The organism is Streptomyces sp. NPDC051172 (assembly GCF_040682555.1).
GTDB lineage: Bacteria > Actinomycetota > Actinomycetes > Streptomycetales > Streptomycetaceae > Streptomyces.
In genome coordinates this window covers 1-24225 of record NZ_JBFBBE010000023.1, presented here as the reverse complement: position 1 = coordinate 24225, position 24225 = coordinate 1, and the positions used below count along the sequence as shown (strand labels likewise).

The window sequence follows — 24225 nt, the reverse complement described above, 5'->3', positions numbered from 1 at the left end:
GGGCGGGCGACCGCGTCGGCCCTCAGCTCGCTCAGGGATGCGACAACTGCCCTGTGCCACCCCGCCGCTGTATTCGCCGCTGAGACCGCTCCGCAGCCCGTGCCTGCCGACGTGCCCTTCGCCGCTCGCGCCGCAGGGCGCGGGCGGTGCTGCTCGGGACCGACACCACGCCATTGCGCTGGTTCCACACCTGGCGGGTCACCCAGACGTCGAGCGCAGCCCACGTCGCCGCCACGGTGCTGGCCACGCTGCTGAGGACCATGGGGAAGGCCAGCCATGATCCGGCCAGCGTGCACAGGAACGCGACCATCGCCTGGATCAGCGTCACGGCGATGATCAGCACCGCCCGCACCGCGGCCGTACGCACCGGATCGGGCATACGGCGCCGCCGCGCGGGCTCCTCGACCCACAAAGGCCGGTACTGCGGCTGCTCTTCAGCCGCGGCGCGCCCAACGGGGCCGGCCCCGCCGTCGCGTGCCGGAATGTCGTGATCCGGTGCCTCGGGGCTCCGCTGCGCCTTCAGGTGCGCCGCATCGCCCGCCGTGGGCGCCTCGTACCGCTCCGCTGTGCCCATCAACGTGTCACTCCCCACCGCCAGCAGACCCCCGTCCGTGTCCGAACAACACGGCTCCCCAGTGGCTGCCCGGCTTGCGCTGTTTTACGCCGCCCGGTTGCGGGATGCGGCTCGTGTGGCTGATTCCGCCCCCATTTCCCGAAGAGAAGGACGAACGACGCGCTGCGAAGATTCCCAGAAAACGAAAAATTCTGGCCAACTGACCGCCCATACCGACCGGATCCGTATGGGTGGTCTCCGCGCGAACGCGGGCGGCAATCTCCCGCAATGCCCGGACAACTCCCCATCTCGCCGAGCCAGTGCGGAAGTTCAGCCTCCGGACGGGTCTTCGAGTTAACCGTGCGTCGGTAGTAGGCTCGCGCCGTTTGTTGACGCACATGTGTACCCCCGGCCGGAGGGGGTCGAGCTGGGGGAGGCCATGCGCTTTCGCGGGAAGTCGATCCGCCGGAAGATCGTGGCGCTGCTTCTCGTGCCGCTGGTGTCCCTCACCGCGATCTGGGGATTCGCCACGGTGCTCACGGGACGGGCGGTCACTCAGCTGTTCCAGGTGTCCACGGCCGTCAAGGACATGGGCTATCCCATCGAGGACACCGTCCGCGTCCTCCAGCAGGAACGCCGACAGACCCTCGTCTATCTCGCCGACCCGCGGGCTTCCGACGCGCTCGCCGCGCTCCGCACCACCCGCCGCGCCTCCGACGAGGCCATCGCCAAGGTCCGCAAGAATGCAAACGACCCCGACGTCCGCGACGGATTGAACGCGGGCGACGACGAACGCCTCACCGCCGTCCTGGACGCCTTCAACGGCGTCGACTCCCTGCGCACCAGCGTCGAGCAGGGCACGATGACCCGCGCCGAGGCCCTCCACCTCTACAACCGCCTTGTGGATCCCTGCTACGCCTTCCTGGCCGCCGTCGACGCGGTCGACAACGTGGAGATCGACCGCGAGGCCCGCGCCCTCGTCAACATCACCCGCGCCCGCGAACTCCTCTCCCGGGAGGACGCCCTGCTCGGCTCCTCCCTGGTCGTCGGCACGCTCACCCGCGAGGAGGTCCGCGAGGTCTCCGACCTGGTCGCGCAGCGCACCCAGTTGTACGACATCAGCCTGCCGGTGCTGCCGTCGGCCGAGCGTGCACGCTACGACCGGTTCTGGAAGAACGCCGCCACTGCCCCGCTGCGCTCGGCCGAGCAGTCCGTCATCGACGCCGGCGCCGGTACGCCCCGTTCGGTCGGCGCCAAGAGCTGGGACGCCGACGCGGACAGCGTCCTGACCGCACTGGCCAGCCTCGACGACCAGGCCGGCGACCGCCTGCAGGACCGGGTGCAACCGGTCGCGATGAACGTCATCGTCAAGGCGGCAGTCGCCGGAGTCCTGGGCCTGGTTGCCGTTGTCCTCTCGCTCGTTGTCTCGGCGCGCATCGGCCGCACTCTCATCCGCGACCTGCGTCAACTGCGTCTGGAGGCCCACGAGGCGTCCGGTGTGCGGCTGCCGAGCGTCATGCGGCGCCTGTCCGCGGGCGAACAGGTCGACGTGGAGACCGAGGTTCCCCGCCTGGAGTACGACAAGAACGAGATCGGAGAGGTCGGCCAGGCCCTCAACACCCTGCAGCGTGCCGCTGTTGAGGCAGCCGTCAAACAGGCCGAACTGCGGGCCGGGGTCTCCGAAGTCTTCGTCAACCTCGCCCGCCGCAGCCAGGTCCTGCTGCACAAGCAGCTCACCCTGCTCGACACGATGGAACGCCGGACCGAGGACACGGACGAACTCGCCGACCTGTTCCGCCTCGACCATCTGACCACCCGTATGCGGCGGCACGCCGAGGGTCTCGTGATCCTCTCCGGCGCCGCCCCCTCCCGGCAGTGGCGCAAGCCCGTCCAGCTCATGGACGTCGTCCGGGCCGCCGTTGCCGAAGTCGAGGACTACGAACGCATCGAGGTCCGCCGCCTGCCGCGGATCGCCGTCACCGGCCCGGCCGTCGCCGACCTGACCCATCTCGTGGCGGAACTCCTGGAGAACGCCACGGTGTTCTCTCCGCCGCACACGGCCGTCCAGGTCCTGGGCGAGCGCGTCGCCAACGGCTTCACCCTGGAGATCCACGACCGCGGCCTCGGCATGGCGGCCGACGCCCTTCTGGACGCCAACCTCCGGCTCGCCGAGACACCGGAGTTCGAGCTGTCCGACACCGACCGCCTCGGACTGTTCGTGGTCAGCCGGCTCGCCCAGCGGCAGAACGTCCGAGTCTCCCTGCAGCCGTCCCCGTACGGCGGCACCACCGCGGTGCTGTTCGTCCCCGACGCGCTGCTGACGGACGACGTGCCGGACACCAACGGCATCGGTTTCCGTCTCGACCGGCCTCACCACTCGAAGGAGGCCGAACTGGAGGAGCGGCCGGGCAACGCACTCTCCCGGACGCCGGCGCAGCTTCCCGGTCTGCCCGCCGGGCTCCTGGACGGCCCGGTCGAGCTGGAGGCACCGGTCGACCTCGACGCCATCGAGGACTTCCCCGGGGCGCTCGACGACGCGGACAGCGAACGCGGCGGGCTCTTCCGCCCGCGCCGCTCCATCGCGCTCGCACAGGACGAGACCACTGGCGGCAGCGGCGGATCGCTCCATGGCGAGCCCGAGCTCCGTGAACCGGCCCGCGATGACGCCGACGACGACATGGGCGCGCCCGTGCCGCTGCCCCGCCGCCGCACGCCCAAGCTGGTCAGCTCGCACGGACGCCCGGTCACCGAGCAGCGGTCGTGGCGCGAGGACCCTGCCGACGAGCCGCCGACGGGTTCGGGGCGCCCCGAACCGGAAGCCCCCGCACCATTGCCGTCCCGCCGCCGGGGCGAACAGCCGCCGACCGGGCGGGGCCCGGGCAGGTCCGACGAGGACTCCGCGCCTCCGCTGCCGACCCGCCGGCGCGGTGCCTCACCGCTGCGCCCGGGCACCGGCGGTGCCGACCGGCCTGCCGAGCGCCCCGCATCCGCGGCACCCGAGCCAGGAGGCCGCGGCGGCAGCCCGCAGCCCCCCACCCTTCCCGTGCGCAGCCGCCCCACCGCGATCGCACCGGGCGGCCAAGACCCCGTCGGACCGCGCCCCGGCACCGCATCGCAGGAGACAGGCCCCGGCGCGGGCCCGCTGCCCCGGCGCGTACGGCAGGCCAACCTGGCTCCCCAGCTCAAGCAGAGCGCCCAGCGGCGCACGGAGGACGGCCCGGAGCTCGTGGAGCGGGACGCCGACGAGGTACGCAGCCGTATGGCGTCGCTCCAGCGCGGCTGGCAGCGCGGCCGTGACGAGAACGCCGCGGGCGACGACGCCCACAGCGGCACAGCACCACAACGAACGACAAAGGGGGACGGTCGATGACCGCACCGAAGGCGAGCGGCCACACCGACACCGGCAAGACCGGGGAGCTCAACTGGCTCCTGGACGACCTGGTGGATCGTGTCGCGAGCATCCGCAAAGCCCTCGTGCTCTCCGGCGACGGCCTGCCGACGGGCGTGTCCAAGGACCTGACCCGGGAGGACAGCGAGCACCTCGCCGCCGTTGCCTCCGGATTCCACAGCCTGGCCAAGGGGGTGGGCCGGCACTTCGAGGCCGGCAACGTCCGGCAGACCGTCGTCGAGCTGGACGACGCCTTTCTCTTCGTGACGGCCGCCGGCGACGGCAGCTGCCTGGCCGTCCTTTCGGACGCCGACTCCGACGTCGGCCAGGTCGCCTATGAGATGACGCTCCTCGTCAAGAGGGTCGGTGTGCATCTGGGGGCCGCTCCGCGCACCGATCTGCCCGCAGGCGGGTAGTGGGATGTCATGAGCGCTGACGGTCAGGGAAGAAGCCACTGGTTCGACGACGAAGCCGGTCCGGTCGTCCGTCCGTACGCGATGACGCGCGGCCGCACCACCAGTGCGGGCCAGCACCGCCTCGACCTGATCGCGGTGGTCGTCACGGAGCCTCATGCGGACGATCCGGACGCCGACGCGACACTGTCCCCGGAACACGTGGACATCGTCGATATGTGCCGTGACGCCCCCCAGTCGGTCGCCGAGCTCGCCGCCGGACTCGATCTGCCGATCGGAGTGGTGCGCGTCCTCGTCGGTGACCTCGTCGCCGGGGAATTCGTCCATGTGACGCGGCCGGTGCCCCCTGCCGAACTGCCCGACGAGAGTATTCTGCGCGACGTGATCAACGGCCTCCGGGCACTGTGAGAGGCGCGGGAGCGGGGTACTGACGTGACAGGCTGGCAGTTCTGGGTCGACCGCGGCGGCACGTTCACCGACATCGTCGCGCGGCGCCCGGACGGCCGCCTGCTGACGCACAAGCTGCTGTCGGAGAACCCGGCGCGATACTCCGACGCGGCGGTCGCGGGCGTACGCGAACTGCTGGACGGCTCCCAGGACCGCATCGAGGCCGTCCGGATGGGGACGACGGTCGCCACCAACGCGCTGCTGGAACGCAAGGGCGAACGCACACTGCTCGTCGTCACCCGGGGCTTCCGTGACGCGCTGCGCATCGCCTACCAGAACCGTCCGCACATCTTCGCCCGCCGCATCGACCTCCCCGAACTGCTCCACGAGCGGGTCGTGGAGGTCGACGAGCGCATCGCCGCGGACGGCACCGTCCTGCGCGCCCCCGACCTGGACACCCTGCTCGGCCCCCTCCAGGAGGCGTACGACGACGGCATCCGCGCCGTGGCCGTCGTCTGCATGCACAGCCATCTGCACCCCGCCCACGAGCAGGCCGTGGGGGAGCTGGCCGCACGTGTCGGATTTCCGCAGATCTCGCTGTCCAGTGAGGTCAGCCCGCTGATGAAGCTCGTGCCGCGCGGGGACACCGCGGTCGTCGACGCCTACCTGTCGCCCGTACTGCGCCGCTACGTCCAGCACGTCGCCGACGAACTCCGCGGCGTACGGCTGATGTTCATGCAGTCCAACGGCGGGCTCGCCGAAGCCGGGCAGTTCCGCGGCAAGGACGCCATCCTCTCCGGACCGGCCGGAGGCATCGTCGGCATGGCCCGGATGTCGCAGCTGGCCGGCTTCGACCGCGTCATCGGTTTCGACATGGGCGGCACCTCCACCGACGTCTCGCACTACGCGGGCGAGTACGAGCGCGTCTTCACCACACAGATCGCCGGCGTGCGGCTGCGCGCGCCGATGCTGGACATTCACACCGTCGCAGCCGGTGGCGGCTCGATCCTCCACTTCGACGGCTCCCGCTACCGCGTAGGGCCGGACTCGGCGGGCGCGGACCCGGGGCCCGCCTGCTACCGCGGCGGCGGCCCGCTCGCCGTCACCGACGCCAATGTCATGCTGGGGCGGATCCAACCCGCCCACTTCCCCAGGGTGTTCGGCCCGGACGGCGACAAGCCCCTGGACGCGGCCCTCGTCCGCGGCCGCTTCACCTCTCTCGCCCGCGAGATCCGCACCAGGACCGGGGACGACCGCACCCCCGAGCAGGTCGCCGAGGGCTACCTGCAGATCGCCGTCGCCAACATCGCCAACGCCGTCAAGCGGATCTCCGTCCAGAAGGGCCACGACGTCACCCGCTACGCCCTCACCACGTTCGGCGGTGCGGGCGGCCAGCACGCGTGCAAGGTCGCAGACTCGCTCGGCATCCGCACCGTGCTCGTACCGCCCATGGCGGGTGTCCTGTCCGCACTCGGCATCGGACTCGCCGACACCACCGCCATGCGCGAACAGTCCGTGGAAGCACCCCTGGAGCCCGCGTCGATGCCCGCCGTCCTCAAGACGGCCGACGACCTGGAGGGAGCGGCCCGCACGGAACTCCTCGCCGAGGACGTCCTCGAGGACCGCGTCCGGGTCACCCGCCGTGCACAGCTGCGCTACGACGGCACGGACACCACCCTCACCGTGGAGCTGACCGAGCTCGACACGATGCGTCACACTTTCGAAGAACGTCATCGCGCCACGTACTCCTTCACGCTCGACCGCCCGATCGTCGTCGAAGCCCTCTCCGTCGAAGCCACCGGCATCACAGAACCCCCCGATCTCTCTGTCCTCGCCCCGTACCAAACCCGGGCAGGCGGCTCGGCCACGCCCGAGACCGTCCGCCTCCACAGCGGCGGCGCCTGGCGCGACGTCCCCCTCCACCGCCGCGAGGACTTGCCTCCCGGCGAAACCGTCACCGGCCCCGCGATCATCACCGAGGCCAGTGCGACGACCGTCGTCGACGACGGCTGGCAGGCCGTGGCACGAGACGACGGGCATCTGGTCATGGAACGCGCGGCGATTACGGAGAGTTCCGACCTCGACACAAAAGCTGATCCGGTTCTCCTCGAGGTCTTCAACAACCTCTTCATGTCGATCGCCGAACAGATGGGCGCCCGGCTGGAGTCCACGGCCCAGTCCGTCAACATCAAGGAGCGACTCGACTTCTCCTGCGCCCTCTTCGACCCGGACGGAAGCCTGGTGGCCAACGCGCCGCACATCCCCGTCCACCTGGGCTCGATGGGCACCAGCGTCAAGGAGGTCATCCGGCGCCGGGGCACCTCGATGCGGCCGGGCGACACATACGCCGTCAACGACCCGTACCACGGTGGCACCCACCTGCCGGACGTCACGGTGATCACCCCGGTCTTCAGCACGCAGGGTGACCGAATCCTCTTCTACGTCGCCTCCCGTGGCCACCACGCCGAGATCGGCGGCATCGCCCCGGGCTCCATGCCCGCGAACAGCCGCACCATCGACGAGGAAGGCATCCTCTTCGACAACTGGCTCCTCGCCGAGAACGGCCGCTTCCGCGAGGAGGAGACCCTCGGCCTGCTCACCGGGGCGCCCTACCCCTCCCGCAACCCAAGGACCAACCTCGCCGACCTGCGCGCCCAGATCGCCGCCAACCAGAAGGGCGTCGACGAAGTCGCCCGTATGATCGAGAACTTCGGCCTCGACGTGGTGCAGGCCTACATGAAGCACGTCCAGGACAACGCCGAGGAGGCCGTGCGACGGGTCGTCGACGCCCTGGACGACGGGGAGTACGCCTACGAGACCGACTCGGGTGCCGTCATCCGCGTACGCGTGCGCGTGGACCGTGAAAACCGCCGCGCGACCGTCGACTTCACCGGTACCTCTCCCCAGCTGGCGAGCAACTTCAACGCCCCCTTCGCCGTGGTCAACGCGGCCGTCCTGTACGTGTTCCGCACCCTTGTCGCCGACGACATCCCGCTCAACGACGGTTGTCTGCGCCCCCTCGACATCGTCGTCCCGCCCGGCTCCATGCTCGCGCCGGAGCCGCCGGCCGCAGTGGTCGCAGGCAACGTCGAGACCTCCCAGGCCATCACAGGCGCCCTCTACGCCGCTCTCGGCGTCCAGGCCGAAGGCTCCGGGACCATGAACAACGTCACCTTCGGCAACGAGCGGCACCAGTACTACGAGACCGTGGCCTCCGGCTCCGGCGCGGGCGAGGGCTTCCCCGGCGCGCCCGTCGTGCAGACCCACATGACCAACTCGCGGCTCACCGACCCCGAGGTCCTGGAGTGGCGGCTGCCCGTGCAACTCGACGAGTTCGCCGTCCGGTACGGCAGTGGCGGCCCCGGCCGCTGGCCCGGCGGGGACGGCGCGGTGCGCCGCATCCGCTTCCACGAGCCCATGACGGTCTCCACGCTGTCCCAGCACCGCAGGGTCCCGCCGTACGGCATGGCGGGCGGCAAGCCCGGTGCTCTGGGCGCCAACCGGGTGGAGCATGCGGATGGCACGGTCACCCCGCTCGCCGGAAGCGACTCGGCCGAGGTCGGCCCCGGCGACGTACTCGTCATCGAAACCCCCGGCGGCGGAGGCTACGGGCCGCCGTCGTCCCACCCCCAGCAAGCAGGAGAAGAGATCGATGATCTTCGGGCGTTCTGAGCGCGGGAAGCCTCCGGTCGAGCCCGTCACGCTCAAGATCCTGGTGGCCGGCGGCTTCGGCGTGGGCAAGACCACCCTCGTCGGCGCGGTCAGCGAGATCAGGCCGCTGCGCACCGAGGAACTGCTCACCGAGGTCGGACGGCCCGTCGACGACACGAGCGGCGTGGAGAGCAAGCACACCACCACCGTGGCCATGGACTTCGGCCGCATCACCCTCCGTGAGGACCTGGTGCTGTACCTGTTCGGCACGCCCGGGCAGGAACGGTTCTGGTTCATGTGGGACGAGCTCTCCGAGGGCGCCCTCGGAGCCGTCGTGCTGGCCGACACCCGGCGCCTGGAGGACTGCTTCGCCGCCGTCGACTACTTCGAGCGGCGCTCCATACCCTTCCTCGTCGGCGTCAACTGCTTCGAGGGCTCGGCCCGTTACCCGGCCGACCACGTCCGCCAGGCCCTCGACCTGGACGAGGACGTACCGCTCGTGTTGTGCGACGCCCGCGACCGCGAGTCCGTCAAGGAGGTCCTCATCGGCGTGGTCCAGCACGCCATGGCGTACGCGGCCGACCGCCGCCAGACCATTACCACCTGAACCGAGTGCGCGGCCCGTACCCCCGCCGACCGGGGTACGGGCCGCAGCCAAGGGCTCACGCACGCACGCGTGGGCCTAATTCTCGCCTTCCTCCTCCCAGCCGAAGCTCTTCTCCACGGCCTTGCGCCAGTTGTGGTACTGGCGGTCCCGTACGGAGGCCTCCATGGCGGGCGTCCACTCGACGTCCTTCTGCCAGTGGGACTTCAGCTCGTCGAGGTCGTTCCACACGCCGGTGGCGAGCCCGGCCGCGTACGCGGCGCCGAGACAGGTGGTCTCGGAGACCTTCGGGCGGACCACCGGAACGTCGAGCACGTCCGCCTGGTGCTGCATGAGCAGGTTGTTCTTGGTCATGCCGCCGTCCACCTTCAGGGTGGTGATGTGCACCCCGGAGTCCTGGTACATGGCGTCCACGACCTCGCGCGTCTGCCAGCTCGTCGCTTCGAGCACGGCCCGGGCCAGGTGGGCCTTGGTGACGTAGCGAGTCAGGCCGGTGATGACACCGCGCGCGTCGGAGCGCCAGTACGGCGCGAACAGGCCCGAGAAGGCCGGCACGATGTACGCTCCGCCGTTGTCCTCGACACTCGCCGCCAGGGGCTCGATCTCGTCGGCGGTACGGATGATGCCCAGCTGGTCGCGGAACCATTGCACAAGGGCACCCGTTATGGCTATGGACCCCTCCAGGCAGTAGACCGGCGCCTCGCTGCCGATCTTGTAGCCCATGGTCGTCAGCAGCCCGCTCTTCGACGCCACCGGCCGGTTTCCGGTGTTCAGCAGCAGGAAGCTGCCCGTGCCGTAGGTGTTCTTCGCCGTGCCCACGTCATAGCAGGCCTGCCCGAACACGGCCGCCTGCTGGTCGCCGAGGGCCGAGGCGACCGGCACCCCGGCCAGCTGGCCCACGGCGGTGCCGTACACCTCGGCCGAAGACCTGATCTCGGGGAGGACGGCTTCGGGGATGTTCATCGCGGAGAGGATGGACGGGTCCCACTGGAGGGTTTCCAGGTTCATCAGCATGGTGCGCCCGGCGTTGGTGACGTCCGTGACGTGCTGTCCGCCGTCGGTGCCGCCCGTCAGGTTCCAGATGAGCCAGGAGTCGATGGTGCCGAAGGCGATCTCGCCGTTCTCGGCGCGGGTCCTGAGCCCGGGCACGTTGTCCAGCAGCCAGGCGGCCTTGGGACCGGAGAAGTAGGTGGCCAGCGGCAGTCCGGTCTGCTCGCGGAAACGGTCCTGCCCGTCCGAGCCGCCGAGCTGGTTGGTCAGCGCCGCGGTGCGGGTGTCCTGCCACACGATGGCGTTGTGCACGGGCTTGCCCGTCGCGCGGTCCCACAGGACCGTGGTCTCGCGCTGGTTGGTGATGCCGAGCGCGCTGAGCTGGTCGGCGCGCAGCCCGGCTTTGGCGATCGCTCCGGCGACCACCGCCTGCACCTTGGACCAGATCTCCGTGGCGTCGTGCTCCACCCAGCCCGGCTTGGGGAAGATCTGGCGGTGTTCGCGCTGGTCGACAGCGACGATCGCACCGTCCTGGTTGAACACGATGCAGCGGCTGGAGGTGGTGCCCTGGTCGATAGCGGCGACGAACTTGTCCGTCATGACGTCCCCTTCGTCGTTCCTTCAGAAGGCTGCTTTGAATCAGAGGGCTGCTGTGCCGATGAGCCCGGAAAGCACCCCGCCGATCAGCGGTCCGACTACCGGGTTCCACGTGCCGCGGCCTTCGCCGTGGGTGTCTGTGCTGCTCATGGCGGCTCCTAGGCCCTGTCCCGGGGTGATCGACCCCGGTTCCTCGGTGCAGGGTGCGTTTCCCGTGGCGACTTCAGCCGAAGCAGGGAAGCTCCCGCGCCCCGTCCGGCATCCGTGACGAGCGTGCCGTCGCAGCCGGATCGCCCGTGGGGGAACGGGCCTGTTCTTCAGGCGGGGCCCGCGCGGCGCGTGCCTGGATACACCGTGTATGTACGGCGATGTCGACTGACACCGGAAGTGTTCACCGGCGCCAACAGAGCGTCAAGGTCGCCGACGGCAACGGTGACAGCCGCCGTTGTGGCCGAGCGAAGGGGTGACGGTCGGTCGGTTACGACGATCAGCCTAGGCCGGGTTCCGCCACCGCGCACCCGGCCTGGGCGGACGCCGTCCCCGAGCCACGCCGGATCTCGTGGCCCGGCAGATCCGCCCGGCCCAGCACCCAACTCGCTCCGTGCAGTGATTTCGCAGCCTTCTTCAGCGGCGCCAGACACGCGGCGGCCTGCCGGTGGTCCGTCACACTGCCCGGCGGGCATACGACTGTGGCCAGGGACAACGTGACCGGACGCCCGCCGGCCGACCAGGGCGCGTCCAGCACCGAGGCGGCCAGCGGATCCAGCCACTCCGGTTCGGCGAGCACCAGGAAGTCGTCCCCACCGATGTGGCCGACGCGAGTGTTCCCGGACGCCGCATGTTGCAGCGCCCGCCCCACCGAGCGGATCAGCTCGTCCCCTGCCGCGAACCCGGCCCCGTCGTTGACCTGCTTGAAGTGGTCCACGTCCAGCCAGCTCAGCGCGAACGGCCGGCCCTCAGCGATGCGGCGGTCCACCTCGCCGGTGATCGCGTCCGAGCCGGGCAGCCGGGTGAGCGGATTGAGCCCGGCCGCCTCCTCGACCCGGGTCTCGGCCAGTGCCCGCACGAGGTCCGCGAGCCGTACGACACCCACGCACCGCCCGGACCGGTCCACCACCGCCACATCGTCCGAGGTGCGGCCACGGTCGCCGACGGCCACCACGTCCAGGACCTCCCAGGCGGTGGCGTCGACGCCCACCGTCCGCGGGGCATCCCCGAGCTTGGCGGCGGGCCGGTCGGCGTACAGCGCATGTCCGTAGCGCCCCGACATCGACAGCAGGAAGCGTGAGCGGTGCACGGACCGGACGGGCAGCCCGTGCGCGTCCACGAGCAGCACGCCCGAGACCTCGGGAGACCCGGTCAGCAGTGCCCGTACCTGACCGGCCGAGGCGGTGGCGGGCAGCAGCGCGGCGGGCCGTACGAATTCCAGCACCGAAGGTCCCGACCTCGGGACTGCCACGGCGCCGGGGGAGCGGGGCGGAACGTATACGTCCGCCGCGGGCAGCCGGGCCGGCGGCGCGAACAGCTGGCCCTGGGCCAGCTGGGCACCGGCCGAGACCGCTGCCGCGCACTGCAGTTCCGTCTCGACTCCCTCGACGGACAGGAGCGCTCCCAACTGCTCGCACAGCGTCCGCATCGCCTTGACGGCCGCCGGCCGCGCCAGCAGCGACGCATCAAGTTTCACCAGGTCGGGCCCCATGTCGGTGAGCAGCCGCAGGGGTACGTCCCCGTCCCCGATGCCGTCGGCACTGATCCGGAAGCCCTGCGCCCGCAGCGCGCTCACCGCCTCCAGCAGGGCCTGCTGCGGGACATGCGTGTACGGCGGCCCGATGTCGATCGTCACCTCCCACGGCAGCCGTCCCGCCTCCCGCACGGCGGTGTGCAGCGGGGTGAGGCCGCCGAGGTCGGCCAGGGTGCCCGCGAACACGTTGACGTGCAGGGGCAGCAGCGTCTCCTTGCGAGCGGCCGCCCGGACCGCCAACACCGCCAGCCGGCCGTCGAGTTCGGGGTCTCGACGGGCCTCTGCCAGGATGTCGCCGGTCTCCGGGCGGGCGAGTATCTCCAGCCCTGCGACCCCTCCGGTGGTCAGGTTGACCACGGGCTGGAAGGCGAAGCGGAGAGTATCCGTCCAGGAGTGCACGGGAGCATGATGGCTCTGCCGGCGCACGCCCAGGCCCAGTTCATGAGACGTTCACGCAGCATTCCTGGCCGATCACGCAGAGTGCGAGAAAGGGCTTGCCCCGCGGTCTACCGCAGTGCGACGACGGCGGACCCGTGTCCGAACAGTCCTTGGTTCGCCGTGATGCCCACCCGCGCCCCCGTGACCTGCCGCTCACCGGCCCCCTGCCTCAACTGCCAGGTAAGCTCGCACACTTGGGCTATCGCCTGAGCGGGAACCGCCTCTCCGAAGGAAGCCAGCCCACCGCTCACGTTCACCGGTATTCGCCCGCCCAGGGCCGTCGCTCCCTCCCGCAGCAGCTTTGCGCCCTCTCCCTGCCCGCACAGCCCCAGGTCCTCGTACCACTGCAGCTCCAGGGCGGTGGACAGGTCGTAGACCTCCGCGAGGGAGAGGTCCTCGGGGCCGAGGCCCGCCTCCTCGTAGGCCGCCCGCGCGATCGACGCGCGGAACGTGTCGGCGGCAGGCTCCACCGCCACTGCGGAGTCCGTCGCGATGTCCGGCAGATCCAGGACCGTGTTGGGGTAACGCGGTGTCACCGTGGACACGGCCCGGATCCGCACCGGCCGGCTCACTCCGTGTCGATGCGCGAAGTCCATGCTCGACAGCACCAGAGCCGCGCCCCCGTCCGACGTCGCGCAGATGTCGAGCAGCCGCAGCGGATCGGCGACCACCGCCGAGGCGGCGACCTCCTCGGCGGTGACCCGCTTGCGGTAGCGCGCATTGGGATTGAGCGCCCCCAGGGCCGAGTTCTTCACCTTGACCTGGGCGAAGTCCTCCACGGTGTCGCCGTGCACGGCCATGCGGCGGCGCGCGTACAGCCCGAAGTAGGTCGGATTCGTCGCCCCCAGTACCCGGAAACGCAGCCAGTCCGGATCGTCCGGCCGGTCGCCTCCGGCCGGCCGGAAGAACCCCTTGGGCGCCGCGTCGGCGCCCACGACGAGGACCACGTCCGCGAGACCCGAAAGTATCTGTGCCCGCGCGGTGTTGACGGCCTGCGCCCCGGACGCGCACGCCGCGTACACACTCGTCACTCTGGCCCCCTGCCAGCCCAGGGCCTTCGCGAAGGTCGCGCCGGCCACATAGCCGGGATAGCCACCCCGCACGGTGTCGGCGCCGACGACCGAGCCGATGTCCCGCCACTCCAGCCCGGCGTCGGCCAGCGCCGCACGCGCCGCCGCAGTCCCGTACTCGACGAAGCTGCGTCCCCACTTGCCCCACGGGTGCATGCCCGCGCCGAGCACCGCCACCTCACCTGTCATGCCCTCACCCCCGTCGGCCGCCAGTGCCAGGTCGTCCAGATCGTCTCTGCGTCCTCATGGAGCACCCCCGGGACGACCTCCACCTCCATGCCCACCGTCAGATCGGCGACGGTGACCCCGGGAGCTCCCTGTCCCAGTACCACGATCCGCTCGGACTCCAGCTCCACAGCGATCAACGCGTACGGCTCCCAAGGGAGTTCCGCACTGGTCACATAGGGTGACGGTGGCCGGTACCGGCTGTCGGTGTACGACCAGATGCGCCCGCGCCGCGACAGGGCCACCTCCTCCAGATCTCCGCCGGGGCACCCGGGATTGCGGCAGTGGGCGTCCTCACGCGGGAAGAAGACCGAGGCGCACACCATGCAGCGCGTGCCGAGGAGCCTGAAACCGTTTCCGTCGCCGGTGAACCAACTGTCGACCACGGGTGTGCGTGTACGCGACACAGCCCCTCCCCACTACAGAATCTGACGGTACGTCAGAAGTCTGTCACGGGCGCCCGGGAATGGGCAGGGCTCCGTTCCGGCCGTCCCCCGGCACATCGGGGTGAACTGCATCCGATCGCTTCCCGAGAGGAACACCTACCTGATAAATGCAGGAGACATGACACGTCTCTCCAGTGCAGTACGCGGTCTGATCGCCGCACTCGCCGCCGTGCTGGCCGTGACCGCCGCCTCCGCCCCCACCCGGGCCGCGACGGAGCCAAAGGCGCCGAAGGACTTCGTGGCCCTGAGAACCGTGGACCCGACGATCATCCAGGAGATGCGCTACTTCACCCCGCACAACTTCGTCGGCGAGCGCATCGACGGCTACCAGCAGCCGATCTGCCTCCTCACCCGGCCGGCCGCCGAAGCACTCCACAAGGCCCAGCTGAGGCTGTTGCGCAAGGGCTACACCCTCAAGGTCTACGACTGCTACCGGCCGCAGCGTGCCGTGAACCACTTCGTGCGCTGGGCCGAGGACCTCGGCGACCAGGCGATGAAGAACGAGTTCTACCCGAACGTCGACAAGACTCGCCTGTTCGAGGACGGTTACATCGCGGAGAAATCCGGCCACAGCCGCGGCTCGACCATGGACCTCACCATCGTGAAGCTACCCGCACAACCCACCCGGCCCTACCACCCGGGATTGCCCCTGGTGCCCTGCTACGCCCCCAAGGACGAGCGCTTCCCCGACAACTCCGTCGACATGGGCACCGGGTTCGACTGCTTCGACACCCTCGCCCACACGCTCGACCCGCGTATCCAGGGCGAACAGCGCGCCAACAGGCTGCTCCTCAAGACCACCATGGAGGGGCTCGGATTTGTGAACCTTGCCGAGGAGTGGTGGCACTACACGTACAAGCCCGAGCCCTACCCGGACACCTACTTCGACTTCCCCGTCTCCTGGAAATCGCTCACCAGCGGCCACTGAGCCGCCCCCCGAAAGACGCCCATCAGTTGATCGGATACATTCCGCTTCGTGTCCGAAACTCATGCCTCCACCCCCAACTCCGCTCTCGACTCCCACTGTTCGAGCTGTGGAGCGCCCTACGGAGAGGGCGTCTCCGGCTGGCCCCGCACCTGCCCGGCCTGCCACGCGGTGGCCTACCGCAACCCCCTGCCGGTGGCCATCGCGCTCCAGCCCGTGTACGACACGAAGGGCACCGCCCTGGTCGTCATCACCCGAACCGTCCCTCCCGCGCGCGGAGGCATCGCGTTGCCCGGTGGTTACATCGACGACCGCGAGGACTGGCGGCAGGCCGTCGTCCGCGAGCTCAGGGAAGAGACCGGCATCGACGCAGCCGGGCGTGACGTGCGGCTCGTCGATGCCATGAGCTCACCCGATGGGCACCTGCTGCTGTTCGGGCTCCTCCCGGAGCGCCCGGCCGAAGGCCTCCCGCAGTCCGCGGCCACCGACGAGACGGAGGGCTGGCACCTCCTGCGCAGGCCGGAGGAGCTCGCCTTCCCCCTGCACACGCTCGCCGCACGGGCTTGGTTCGAGGGCCGGTACGTCTGAGTCAGCCCTCCTTCAGACCTCGCACACGCACCGGGTGGGGCGGCTCGCTCGTGCCGCCTTCGCCCTGCCACTCGACGATGAGCCGCCGTCTCGTCCAACGGACGACGTAGCGCTCCAGTTCCGGCTCGTCCCATCCGTCACCCGCGTCCTGCACCACCAGTCCGCCCCCGCTGCGTCCCCGTGCGGGCGCCCAGACCTCCAGCTCCAGCCCGCCGTCGTCCCCGCGCCCGGGGACGACGGCACCCGCCCGCGCGAGCACCGGAATCCGCGACAGGGGGGCGTCGAGGAGCACCTGCGCCGGCCCCTCGTACACCTGCTCCGTCACCGTGTCGTACCAGCGCCCCCGAGGCAGCTGCACCGCCCGTCGGTCCGCGCCCGGGTCGAGTACCGGCGCGACCAGCAGAGAGTCGCCCAGCAGGAACGCGTCCTCGCAGTCGCGCAGCGCACGGTCCTCGGGCGCCGCCCACCACAGCGGCCGGACATAGGGCGCTCCGGTGCGCCGGGCCAGATGCGCGAGCGTCATGAAGTAAGGCAGCAGCCGACGGCGTTCGACCAGTGCCACGCGTGCATGCTCCAGCACTTCGGCGCCGAACTCCCAGGGCTCCCGGCGCCCCGCCCGCAGGCTCGCGTGCGTGCGGAACAGCGGCAGATACGCGCCCAGTTGGAGCCAGCGCAGATACAGCTCCGGCGACGGGCTGCCGTCGAAGCCGCCCACGTCCGGCCCCGAATACGGCACTCCGCACAGCCCCAGCCCCATGACCAGCGACAGTGAGGCGCGCAGCCCGGGCCAGCCCGTGGCCACGTCACCGGACCACGTTCCCCCGTAGCGCTGCAGCCCGGCCCAACCGGAACGCGAGAAGATGAACGGCCGTTCCTCGGGAGTCAGTTCGCGCAGCCCCTCGTAGGCAGCCCTGGCCATGCACAGCGCGTAGACGTTGTGCGCCTCCCGATGGTCTCCGCCCCGTCCTTCCAGCGAGTGCCTGGCCGAACGCGGCAGCGTCGACTCCCCGAAGGCGGCGAAGGAGGTGGGCTCGTTCATGTCGTGCCAGAAACCCGAGAACCCCTGGGCGAGCCGCTCCTCGTACAGACCGCCCCACCACTCACGCACGCGCGCGTGCGTGAAATCCGGGAAGACCGCCTCCCCGGGCCACACGACCCCGCGCACGAGCCGCCCCGAAGCGTCCCGCACGAACGCGTCCACGGCGGCCCCGCTGTCATACACCGCGTTGCCCTCCGCGGCCTTGACCGCAGGGTCGACGATCGACACCAGCCGGATCCCGTCCCGGCGCAGTTCCTCGGCCAGCACCGGCAGCTTCGGAAAGCGCTCGTGGTCGACCGTGAACACCTGGTGCTCGTCGTAGTGGTCGATGTCCAGATGGACGGCGTCGAGCGGCAGCCCGCGCTCCTGGTAGCCCGAGACGATCCGCCGCACCTCCTGCTCACTGCCGAAGCCCCAGCGCGCGTGGTGATGACCCAGCGCCCACGCGGGCGGAAGCGCAGGCGCGCCCGTCAGCGACGCCCAGGTGAGCAGTACGCGCGCGGGGGTGCCCACGACCACCCAGCAGCGCAGCGGACCACCGTCCATCCGCAGCTCGCACGTCCCCGCCCGGTCGTGCCCGGAACCGGCGCCCTCCTCGCCCTCCCGCAGGGTCACCGTGCCGTCCCACGAGGTGTCGTGGAACACCAGATGCGTCGCCGCGTCGGCCACCACCAGCTGCACCGGCATAGTGAGGTACAGCGGATCCTCGCCGGGACCGAACGCGCGCCCCGGGTCCGTATTCCACAGGCGGTACGTTCCTTTGCGCAGCCGCGGGCCCGACGCCCGGCCGCCGAGTCCGAAGAACCGCGCGTCCGCAGCCACCTCCGAGCGCTGCATCCAGCGTGCGGTACCACCCCCGACCGGCTCCCACCACCGGGGCGGCAGATCACGACGCAGGGGCACGCCTCCGGGCGTGAGCACCTCGACCGCGCCGTGCCGCGAGACGACGACCGTCACCCGCTCGGCCACGACCCGCCAGCCGCCGTCCTTGTCCGGCTCCAGGACCGCCCGGGGATCCGGCTCCGGACAGCGACCCGCGAGCGCGTACGACGGCTCGGGAGAGGCCCCGTCCCAGCCCCAGAAGACCGCGCCGTTCACCGCGACGAAGATGCGCAGCTCGGACCGACTGAACCGGACGATGCCACCGCCCGGACCGGGCTCCACCTCCTGCACGGGCCCGGGCACCCGCGCGCGCTCGGCACCCCGCGACGGCAGCGCGGAGGCGTCGGCACGCCTCCTGCGCCACGCCGCCCTCACGGTACGCAACCCCTGGGCCGACTTCACCGAACCGACCACCCTTATCGAACGCACCAGGTCACGACCGTCCATGCTGCTCACCCTGCCATTGACCGCCCCACGCGCGCGTGTCGTTCAACTGCCGTTCACCCGTGCCGGGACCACATCTTCACGACGCCGACTATGTGGGGCGCGCCCTGGTGCAGAAGTCGATCACATGGCATCGTCCGTGTCAGCCGCGTCACGCGCACACCCCAGCTCGTGCGCGACCGACGCATACGACGCGCACAGTCCGGGAGCCGCCCCATGTCGACCGTGAACCCCCAGCCGCTCTGGCAGCCAGATCCGGAACGCATCGCCCAGGCGCAGGTCACGAAGTTCCAGGCCTGGGCGGCCGAGCAGCACGGCGCTCCTGCCGAGGGCGGCTACGCGGCACTGCACCGCTGGTCCGTCGACGAACTGGACACGTTCTGGAAAGCCGTCACCCAGTGGTTCGACGTACGGTTTTCGACACCCTACGCGCGCGTACTCGGCGACCGCTCGATGCCGGGCGCGCAGTGGTTCCCCGGGGCGACTCTCAACTACGCCGAGCACGCCCTGCGCGCGGCCGCCACCCGCGCGGACGAACCGGCCCTCCTGCACGTCGACGAGACACACGAGCCGCGCCCGGTGACCTGGTCCGAGCTGCGCCGCCAGGTCGGCTCCCTGGCCGCCGAGCTGCGCGCCCTCGGCGTAGGCCCCGGAGACCGCGTCAGCGGCTACCTCCCGAACATCCCGCAGGCCGTCGTCGCCCTCCTCGCCACGGCCGCCGTAGGCGGCGTCTGGACCTCCTGCGCCCCCGACTTCGGCGCCCGCAGCGTCCTGGACCGCTTCCAGCAGGTCGAACCGGTCGTCCTGTTCGCCGTCGACGGCTACCGCTACGGCGGCAAGGAGCACGACCGGCGCGACATCGTCGCCGAGCTGCGCCACGAACTGCCCACGCTGCGTGCCGTCGTCCACATCCCCCTTCTCGGGACGGAGCCCCCCGCAGGTGCTCTGGACTGGTCCGCCCTGACCGGCGCGGACGTGGAACCGGTCTTCGAGCAGGTGCCCTTCGACCACCCCCTCTGGGTGCTCTACTCCTCGGGTACGACCGGCCTGCCCAAGGCGATCGTCCAGTCCCAGGGCGGCATCCTGATCGAGCACCTCAAACAGCTCGGCCTGCACTGCGACCTCGGCCCGGAGGACCGTTTCTTCTGGTACACCTCGACCGGCTGGATGATGTGGAACTTCCTCGTCTCCGGCCTCCTCACCGGAACGACGATCGTGCTCTACGACGGCAGCCCCGGCTTCCCGGACACGGGCGCCCAATGGCGCATCGCCGAACGGACCGGAGCCACCCTGTACGGCACCTCGGCGGCGTACGTCATGGCCTGCCGCAAGGCCGGCGTCCACCCGGCCCGCGACTTCGACCTCTCCAAGGTGCAGTGCGTCGCCACGACCGGATCCCCGCTGCCGCCCGACGGCTTCCGCTGGCTGCACGACGAGGTGCGCGACGACCTGTGGATCGCATCCGTCAGCGGCGGCACGGACGTGTGCTCCTGCTTCGCAGGAGCAGTACCGACCCTCCCGGTGTACATCGGAGAGCTCCAGGCGCCCGGCCTCGGCACCGACCTGCAGTCCTGGGACCCGACCGGCAAGCCAGTGATCGACGAGGTCGGCGAGCTCGTGGTCACCAACCCCATGCCGTCGATGCCGATCCACTTCTGGAACGACCCCGACGGCAGCCGCTACCACGACAGCTACTTCGACACCTACCCCGGTGTATGGCGCCACGGCGACTGGATCACGGTCACCTCCCGCGGCTCCGTCGTCATCCACGGCCGCTCCGACTCCACCCTGAACCGCCAGGGCGTGCGCATGGGGTCGGCCGACATCTACGAAGCCGTCGAGCGCATCCCAGAGATCAGGGAATCCCTCGTCATCGGCATCGAACAGCCCGACGGCGGCTACTGGATGCCCCTCTTCGTGCACCTTGTTCCCGGCGCCACCCTTGACGACGCCCTTCTGGCCCGCATCAAGCAGACCATCCGCGAACAGCTCTCACCGCGCCACGTCCCCGACGAGATCATCGAGGCCCCCGGCATTCCGCACACCCTCACCGGAAAGCGCATCGAGGTCCCCGTCAAGCGCCTCCTCCAGGGCACCCCGCTGGAAAAGGCCGTCAATCCGGGCTCCATCGACAACCTGGATCTGCTGCACTTCTACGAGGACCTCGCCCGCAAACGGGCCTGACAGGGGCGGCTCAACCGCCGTAGGTGGCCTCGGACTCGCCGAGCACGGCAGCGAAGTCCGAGGCCAGCCGCGCCGCGTCGGCCGGCTCCAGCTCGGCCACGGAGATCCGCACCCCCGGGGGTGACGACGACCGGAACCGGGCTCCGGCGGCAACCCACCAGCCGTACGAGCGCAGCCCGTTCACCACGGCCGACTCGTCGCGCACGGGCACCCACAGGTTCATCCCGCTGGCCCCACACGCCGGAATGCCACGATCGTCCAACTCTCGCAGGAGTGCGCCGCGGCGCTCTTCGTACGTCTCCTGGGCACGCGCCACCAACGCGCGCGTGGCGGCGTCGGTCAGCAACCCGTGCACGGTCTCCTGGAGGAGATGACTGACCCAGCCGGAGGTCAGCAGCAATCGCCCGTCGTGCCGGGCCAGGGTGGTCGGGTCACACGCAGCTGCCGCCCACCGCAGATCGGTCCCGAGGAACTTGCTCACCGTGCGCACATGCACCCATCGCGGCAACCCGCTTCCGGCCAGCGAGTGCAGCGGTGCGGCGGCGACAGCGGACGCGTGGTCGTTCTCGACGACCAGTAGGTCCGGCTCGCCCTGGAGCACGTCCACGAGCGCGTCCCGGCGGGCCACGGAGAAGAAGCCGCCGTACGGATTCTGCGCCCGAGGACTGCACACCACAGCCCGCACACCCGCCCGCAGCGCCCCGTGCAGGGCCTCGGGCCGCACACCCTCGTCGTCCACGGCCACCGGCACGATGCGCAGCCCCAAAGCCGTGACCAGATCCAGCAGATGGTGATACCCGGGGTCCTCCATCGCCACGGCGTCGCCGGGCCGCAACTCCACGGACAACAGCCGCCCGATCAGATCCAGCGCCCCATGCGCGAAGGTCACATGTTCCACGGGCACCCCGTCGGCCCCCATCCAGCCACGCGCGGCCTCCTCCAGCCGCGCCAGCCTCGGCGTCGAACGGTGCGACCGGGCGCCGGGGGACAGCCGTGACGGCGGTACGAGAGCGGGCAGCAGCGCGGGATCCGGGTGTCCGCCGGACAAGTCCCGCAGACCCTGCGGGACCCTGGGCGGCCGCCGTGACGACACGGCGGGAGCCGGCGCCACCACGGTCCCGCCCCGCCCGCGTGTGACGACGATGCCTCTCCCGCGCAGCTCCTTGTAGGCGGTCGCGACGGTGCCGGGACTGACCCCGAGGTCGTCCGCGAGCCGTCGCACGGGAGGCAGCGCGGCCTCGGGCCGCAACGAGCCCTCCGCCACGGCCCGTTCGACGGACGCCGCAATTCCCTTGGCCGTCGTACCAGAGATCCCATATTGTGTTGCCACGTTGGAAATTATGTACCAGTACATAATTGGAGGCAAGGGGGAGCAGTGCATCCGATGCGCCGCGCAGCCGCATGGTTGAGCCGCATACCAGGAGGGCGCGACGGACGCGGAATGCTCGCCATCGCCCTCGTCGACCGCGTCGGCAGCGGCTTGTGGGCCTCCGTGTCGGCCCTGTACTTCACCTACGTCTCGGGCCTCTCCGTCACCCAGGTCGGCACGCTCGCCGCTGCGGCCGGAGCCATCGGCATCGCCGGAGCGCCCCTCGGGGGCCGCATTGCCGACCGATTCCCGCTCACCCGCGTTCTGCTCGCCGTCCAACTCCTGCGCGCACTGGCCTCCCTGGCGCTCCTGACCACGAACGACTACGCCCTACTCCTCGCCTTTTCCGCGGTCGGCAGCCTCGGAGACCGCGCGGCAAGCGTCCTCACCAGGCTCTATGCCACGCGCGTGGCAGGACCCGACCGCGTCCGATACCAGGCCGTCCACCGCACCATCGCCAACGCGGGCTGGGCCCTGGGCGGCCTCGCCGCCGCGGCGGCCCTGGCCCTCGGCACCACTACCGCCTACCAGTGGCTCCTCGCCGGCGACGCCCTCTCCTTCCTCGCCTCCGCCCTCCTCACCCTGCGCTGCGGCGAGCCCCCGTCCGCCTCCCGCACCGTCACCACCTCGAAGACGCCGGCACCCGGGACGAAACCGGCAGGCACAAACCCCTGGCGCGACCGCACCTACCTCGCCTACGTCGCCACCGAAACCGTTCTCTTCCTCGACGACGCCGTCTTCAAGGTCGGCCTACCCCTGTGGACCGCACACGCGGTCAACGCACCGCACGGCCTTGCGCCCCTGCTACTGGTCCTCAACAACGTCATGGTGGTGGCCCTCCAGGTCCCCCTGGCCCGTTTCGGGACCACCACTGCGGCCGCCCGCGCGCTTCTCCTCCCGCTGTCAGCCGTCGTCACTCTCGGCGGCATCGCCATGGCGCTCTCTGCCACCAGGGAAACCGGCACCGCGACCCTGCTCCTCACGGCCTCGGCCGCCGCCTTCACCCTGGGTGAGATGCTCCACGCCACCATCTGCTGGGAACTCTCCGTCGCCCTCGCCCCCGGCGCCGCGCAGGGCGCCTACCTCGGTGTGCACGGCCTGGCCCAGTCCGCCCAACGCAGCGTCGGGCCACTGGCCGTCACCGCGGCCGTCACCACCGGCGCGGCCGGCTGGCTGGCCTTCGGCGCCGTCGTCGGCCTGACCAGCCTGTTTCAGCACCGCCTGGTCCGCGATCGCCTCGCTCGGACGCCGTTGTCAGTGCCGACGATTACTGTGAGTGAGCATTGATCGACCGTGCACAGGGGGAAAGATGACGCACACCAACGACCAGACCATGCGACGCGACCTGCGCCGCGAAATTGCAGGCACCATCGGCCTGCTGACCGACGAGCACGACTTCCGCGCCATGCGGCGCTACCGCAGCTTCACCTTCGACAACCACACGAGCTACCTCCAACAGGTCGAGGCGCTCCTCAAGATTCGCGCCTCCCAAGGCAGCCACACCACGGTGGCCCTCTTCGACCCGCTGGAGTACGCAGAATTCTGCGCGGACACGGGCCTGGACCCCGACGTCCAGTCCAGTCGCACCCGCTTCACCGCTGAACTGGCCACCACAGGCCCCGTGCTTCCCTACGAGGGGCAGCCCCTGGCCGACCTGGTCCCCGCCCTTGTCGACGAAGCCGTCCGGCAGGCCACCTGGGAGTACGCGTCCACACTCCTCGCCCGCCTCGGCGCCTGCGCCTCTTGCGGCGAGGACATCGGCCGCGCCGCCTTCACACGCGCCTCCCATCTTCTCGTCCGCATCCTCGACACGGCAGGGGCAGGGAACCGCCACCTCGTCTGCAGTGTCACGGCAACACCCGAGACACTCGTCTCCGTCCTCCATGCAGACGAAGACGACCAGGGCGCCATCCAAGTCGACGAGGCCGAAGCACTCGAATTCACCACAGTCCTGGCCCTCGGCATCGCCACCCGGAGCCCGGGCGGACTCGTCATCCGCACCAGCGCCCCCGGCACAACCGATCGCGTCTACGGCTGGCGTCTGCGCGGAGAAGGCCTCGAACCCCTCACGGCCGGCGAGGTGTTCGACGCCTACTGCACAGACATCGAATCCGGAGACATCATCTCCCCGGAATCGGACGTCGACTACTGCGTACCGCCGGCCCTGGGAGAGGAAGGACGGACACCGGGCCACCGCCACTGAACGCAAGAGGGGCGGGGGGCCCCCGGGGGGGGGGCCCCCCACGAACACCCCGGGCGCAACCACCCCCCCGCGAGAGGGGGGGCGAACC

At 70.6% G+C, this 24225-nt stretch carries 17 protein-coding genes; 10 read left to right on the top strand and 7 right to left on the bottom strand.

What is annotated here, in order from left to right:
• Positions 1-31 precede the first annotated feature (31 nt).
• Positions 32-574, bottom strand: a complete 543-nt coding sequence (locus AB0N07_RS16470; RefSeq protein ID WP_365835432.1) for a hypothetical protein — start codon at positions 572-574, stop codon at positions 32-34.
• A gap of 418 nt (positions 575-992) precedes the next feature.
• On the opposite strand from AB0N07_RS16470, the gene AB0N07_RS16465 reads away from it, so the two are divergent.
• Genes AB0N07_RS16465 through AB0N07_RS16445 form a run of 5 tightly spaced genes read left to right on the top strand, consistent with a single transcriptional unit; the run spans position 993 to position 8999 of the window.
• Positions 993-3923 carry a nitrate- and nitrite sensing domain-containing protein gene (locus tag AB0N07_RS16465; RefSeq protein WP_365835430.1) on the top strand — a complete coding sequence of 977 codons (2931 nt, stop codon included), beginning with the start codon at positions 993-995 and terminating at the stop codon, positions 3921-3923.
• Positions 3920-4357 (top strand): roadblock/LC7 domain-containing protein, encoded by a 438-nt coding sequence (locus AB0N07_RS16460; protein WP_365835428.1) that lies wholly within the window; start codon positions 3920-3922, stop codon positions 4355-4357. Before AB0N07_RS16465 ends, AB0N07_RS16460 begins: the two co-directional genes overlap by 4 nt.
• Positions 4358-4366: 9 nt before the next feature.
• Positions 4367-4762 carry a DUF742 domain-containing protein gene (locus AB0N07_RS16455; RefSeq protein ID WP_365835426.1) on the top strand — a complete coding sequence of 132 codons (396 nt, stop codon included), beginning with the start codon at positions 4367-4369 and terminating at the stop codon, positions 4760-4762.
• Between the two features lie 24 nt (positions 4763-4786).
• Complete coding sequence (locus AB0N07_RS16450) at positions 4787-8413, top strand: hydantoinase B/oxoprolinase family protein (protein WP_365835424.1); 3627 nt, start codon at positions 4787-4789, stop codon at positions 8411-8413.
• Positions 8394-8999, top strand: coding sequence for an ATP/GTP-binding protein (locus tag AB0N07_RS16445; protein WP_365835422.1), 606 nt, complete (start codon positions 8394-8396; stop codon positions 8997-8999). Before AB0N07_RS16450 ends, AB0N07_RS16445 begins: the two co-directional genes overlap by 20 nt.
• 75 nt (positions 9000-9074) lie before the next feature.
• On the opposite strand, the gene glpK is transcribed toward AB0N07_RS16445, so the two are convergent.
• The 4 genes from glpK to AB0N07_RS16425 all read right to left on the bottom strand — a co-directional run bounded on the left by glpK (position 9075) and on the right by AB0N07_RS16425 (position 14443).
• A complete protein-coding gene (gene glpK / locus AB0N07_RS16440) occupies positions 9075-10586 on the bottom strand; it encodes a glycerol kinase GlpK (RefSeq protein ID WP_365835420.1) in 1512 nt (503 codons plus the stop codon).
• Between the two features lie 484 nt (positions 10587-11070).
• Positions 11071-12723, bottom strand: coding sequence for a GGDEF domain-containing protein (locus AB0N07_RS16435; protein ID WP_365835418.1), 1653 nt, complete (start codon positions 12721-12723; stop codon positions 11071-11073).
• 107 nt (positions 12724-12830) lie between these two features.
• Complete coding sequence (locus tag AB0N07_RS16430) at positions 12831-14021, bottom strand: lipid-transfer protein (protein WP_365835416.1); 1191 nt, start codon at positions 14019-14021, stop codon at positions 12831-12833.
• A complete protein-coding gene (locus AB0N07_RS16425; protein WP_365835588.1) occupies positions 14018-14443 on the bottom strand; it encodes a benzoylsuccinyl-CoA thiolase in 426 nt (141 codons plus the stop codon). The genes AB0N07_RS16430 and AB0N07_RS16425 overlap by 4 nt, the downstream gene beginning before the upstream one ends.
• 178 nt (positions 14444-14621) lie before the next feature.
• Between AB0N07_RS16425 and AB0N07_RS16420 the strand changes: the two genes are divergently transcribed.
• A complete protein-coding gene (locus AB0N07_RS16420; RefSeq protein WP_365835414.1) occupies positions 14622-15431 on the top strand; it encodes a M15 family metallopeptidase in 810 nt (269 codons plus the stop codon).
• 48 nt (positions 15432-15479) lie between these two features.
• Complete coding sequence (locus AB0N07_RS16415; RefSeq protein ID WP_365835412.1) at positions 15480-16016, top strand: NUDIX domain-containing protein; 537 nt, start codon at positions 15480-15482, stop codon at positions 16014-16016.
• A gap of 1 nt (position 16017) precedes the next feature.
• Here AB0N07_RS16415 and AB0N07_RS16410 read toward each other — a convergent pair whose 3' ends face one another.
• Positions 16018-18384: a TIM-barrel domain-containing protein gene (locus AB0N07_RS16410; RefSeq protein ID WP_365835410.1), complete on the bottom strand. Its 2367-nt coding sequence runs from the start codon at positions 18382-18384 to the stop codon at positions 16018-16020.
• 213 nt (positions 18385-18597) lie between these two features.
• Here AB0N07_RS16410 and AB0N07_RS16405 point away from each other — a divergent pair, with 213 nt between their 5' ends.
• Positions 18598-20565 (top strand): acetoacetate--CoA ligase, encoded by a 1968-nt coding sequence (locus AB0N07_RS16405; protein ID WP_365835408.1) that lies wholly within the window; start codon positions 18598-18600, stop codon positions 20563-20565.
• Positions 20566-20575: 10 nt separating this feature from the next.
• Here AB0N07_RS16405 and AB0N07_RS16400 read toward each other — a convergent pair whose 3' ends face one another.
• Positions 20576-21895: an aminotransferase class I/II-fold pyridoxal phosphate-dependent enzyme gene (locus AB0N07_RS16400; protein ID WP_365835406.1), complete on the bottom strand. Its 1320-nt coding sequence runs from the start codon at positions 21893-21895 to the stop codon at positions 20576-20578.
• A gap of 111 nt (positions 21896-22006) precedes the next feature.
• Between AB0N07_RS16400 and AB0N07_RS16395 the strand changes: the two genes are divergently transcribed.
• A complete protein-coding gene (locus AB0N07_RS16395; protein ID WP_365835404.1) occupies positions 22007-23221 on the top strand; it encodes an MFS transporter in 1215 nt (404 codons plus the stop codon).
• A 22-nt stretch (positions 23222-23243) separates the two neighbouring features.
• Positions 23244-24137, top strand: coding sequence for a hypothetical protein (locus tag AB0N07_RS16390; protein WP_365835402.1), 894 nt, complete (start codon positions 23244-23246; stop codon positions 24135-24137).
• Positions 24138-24225 lie beyond the last annotated feature (88 nt).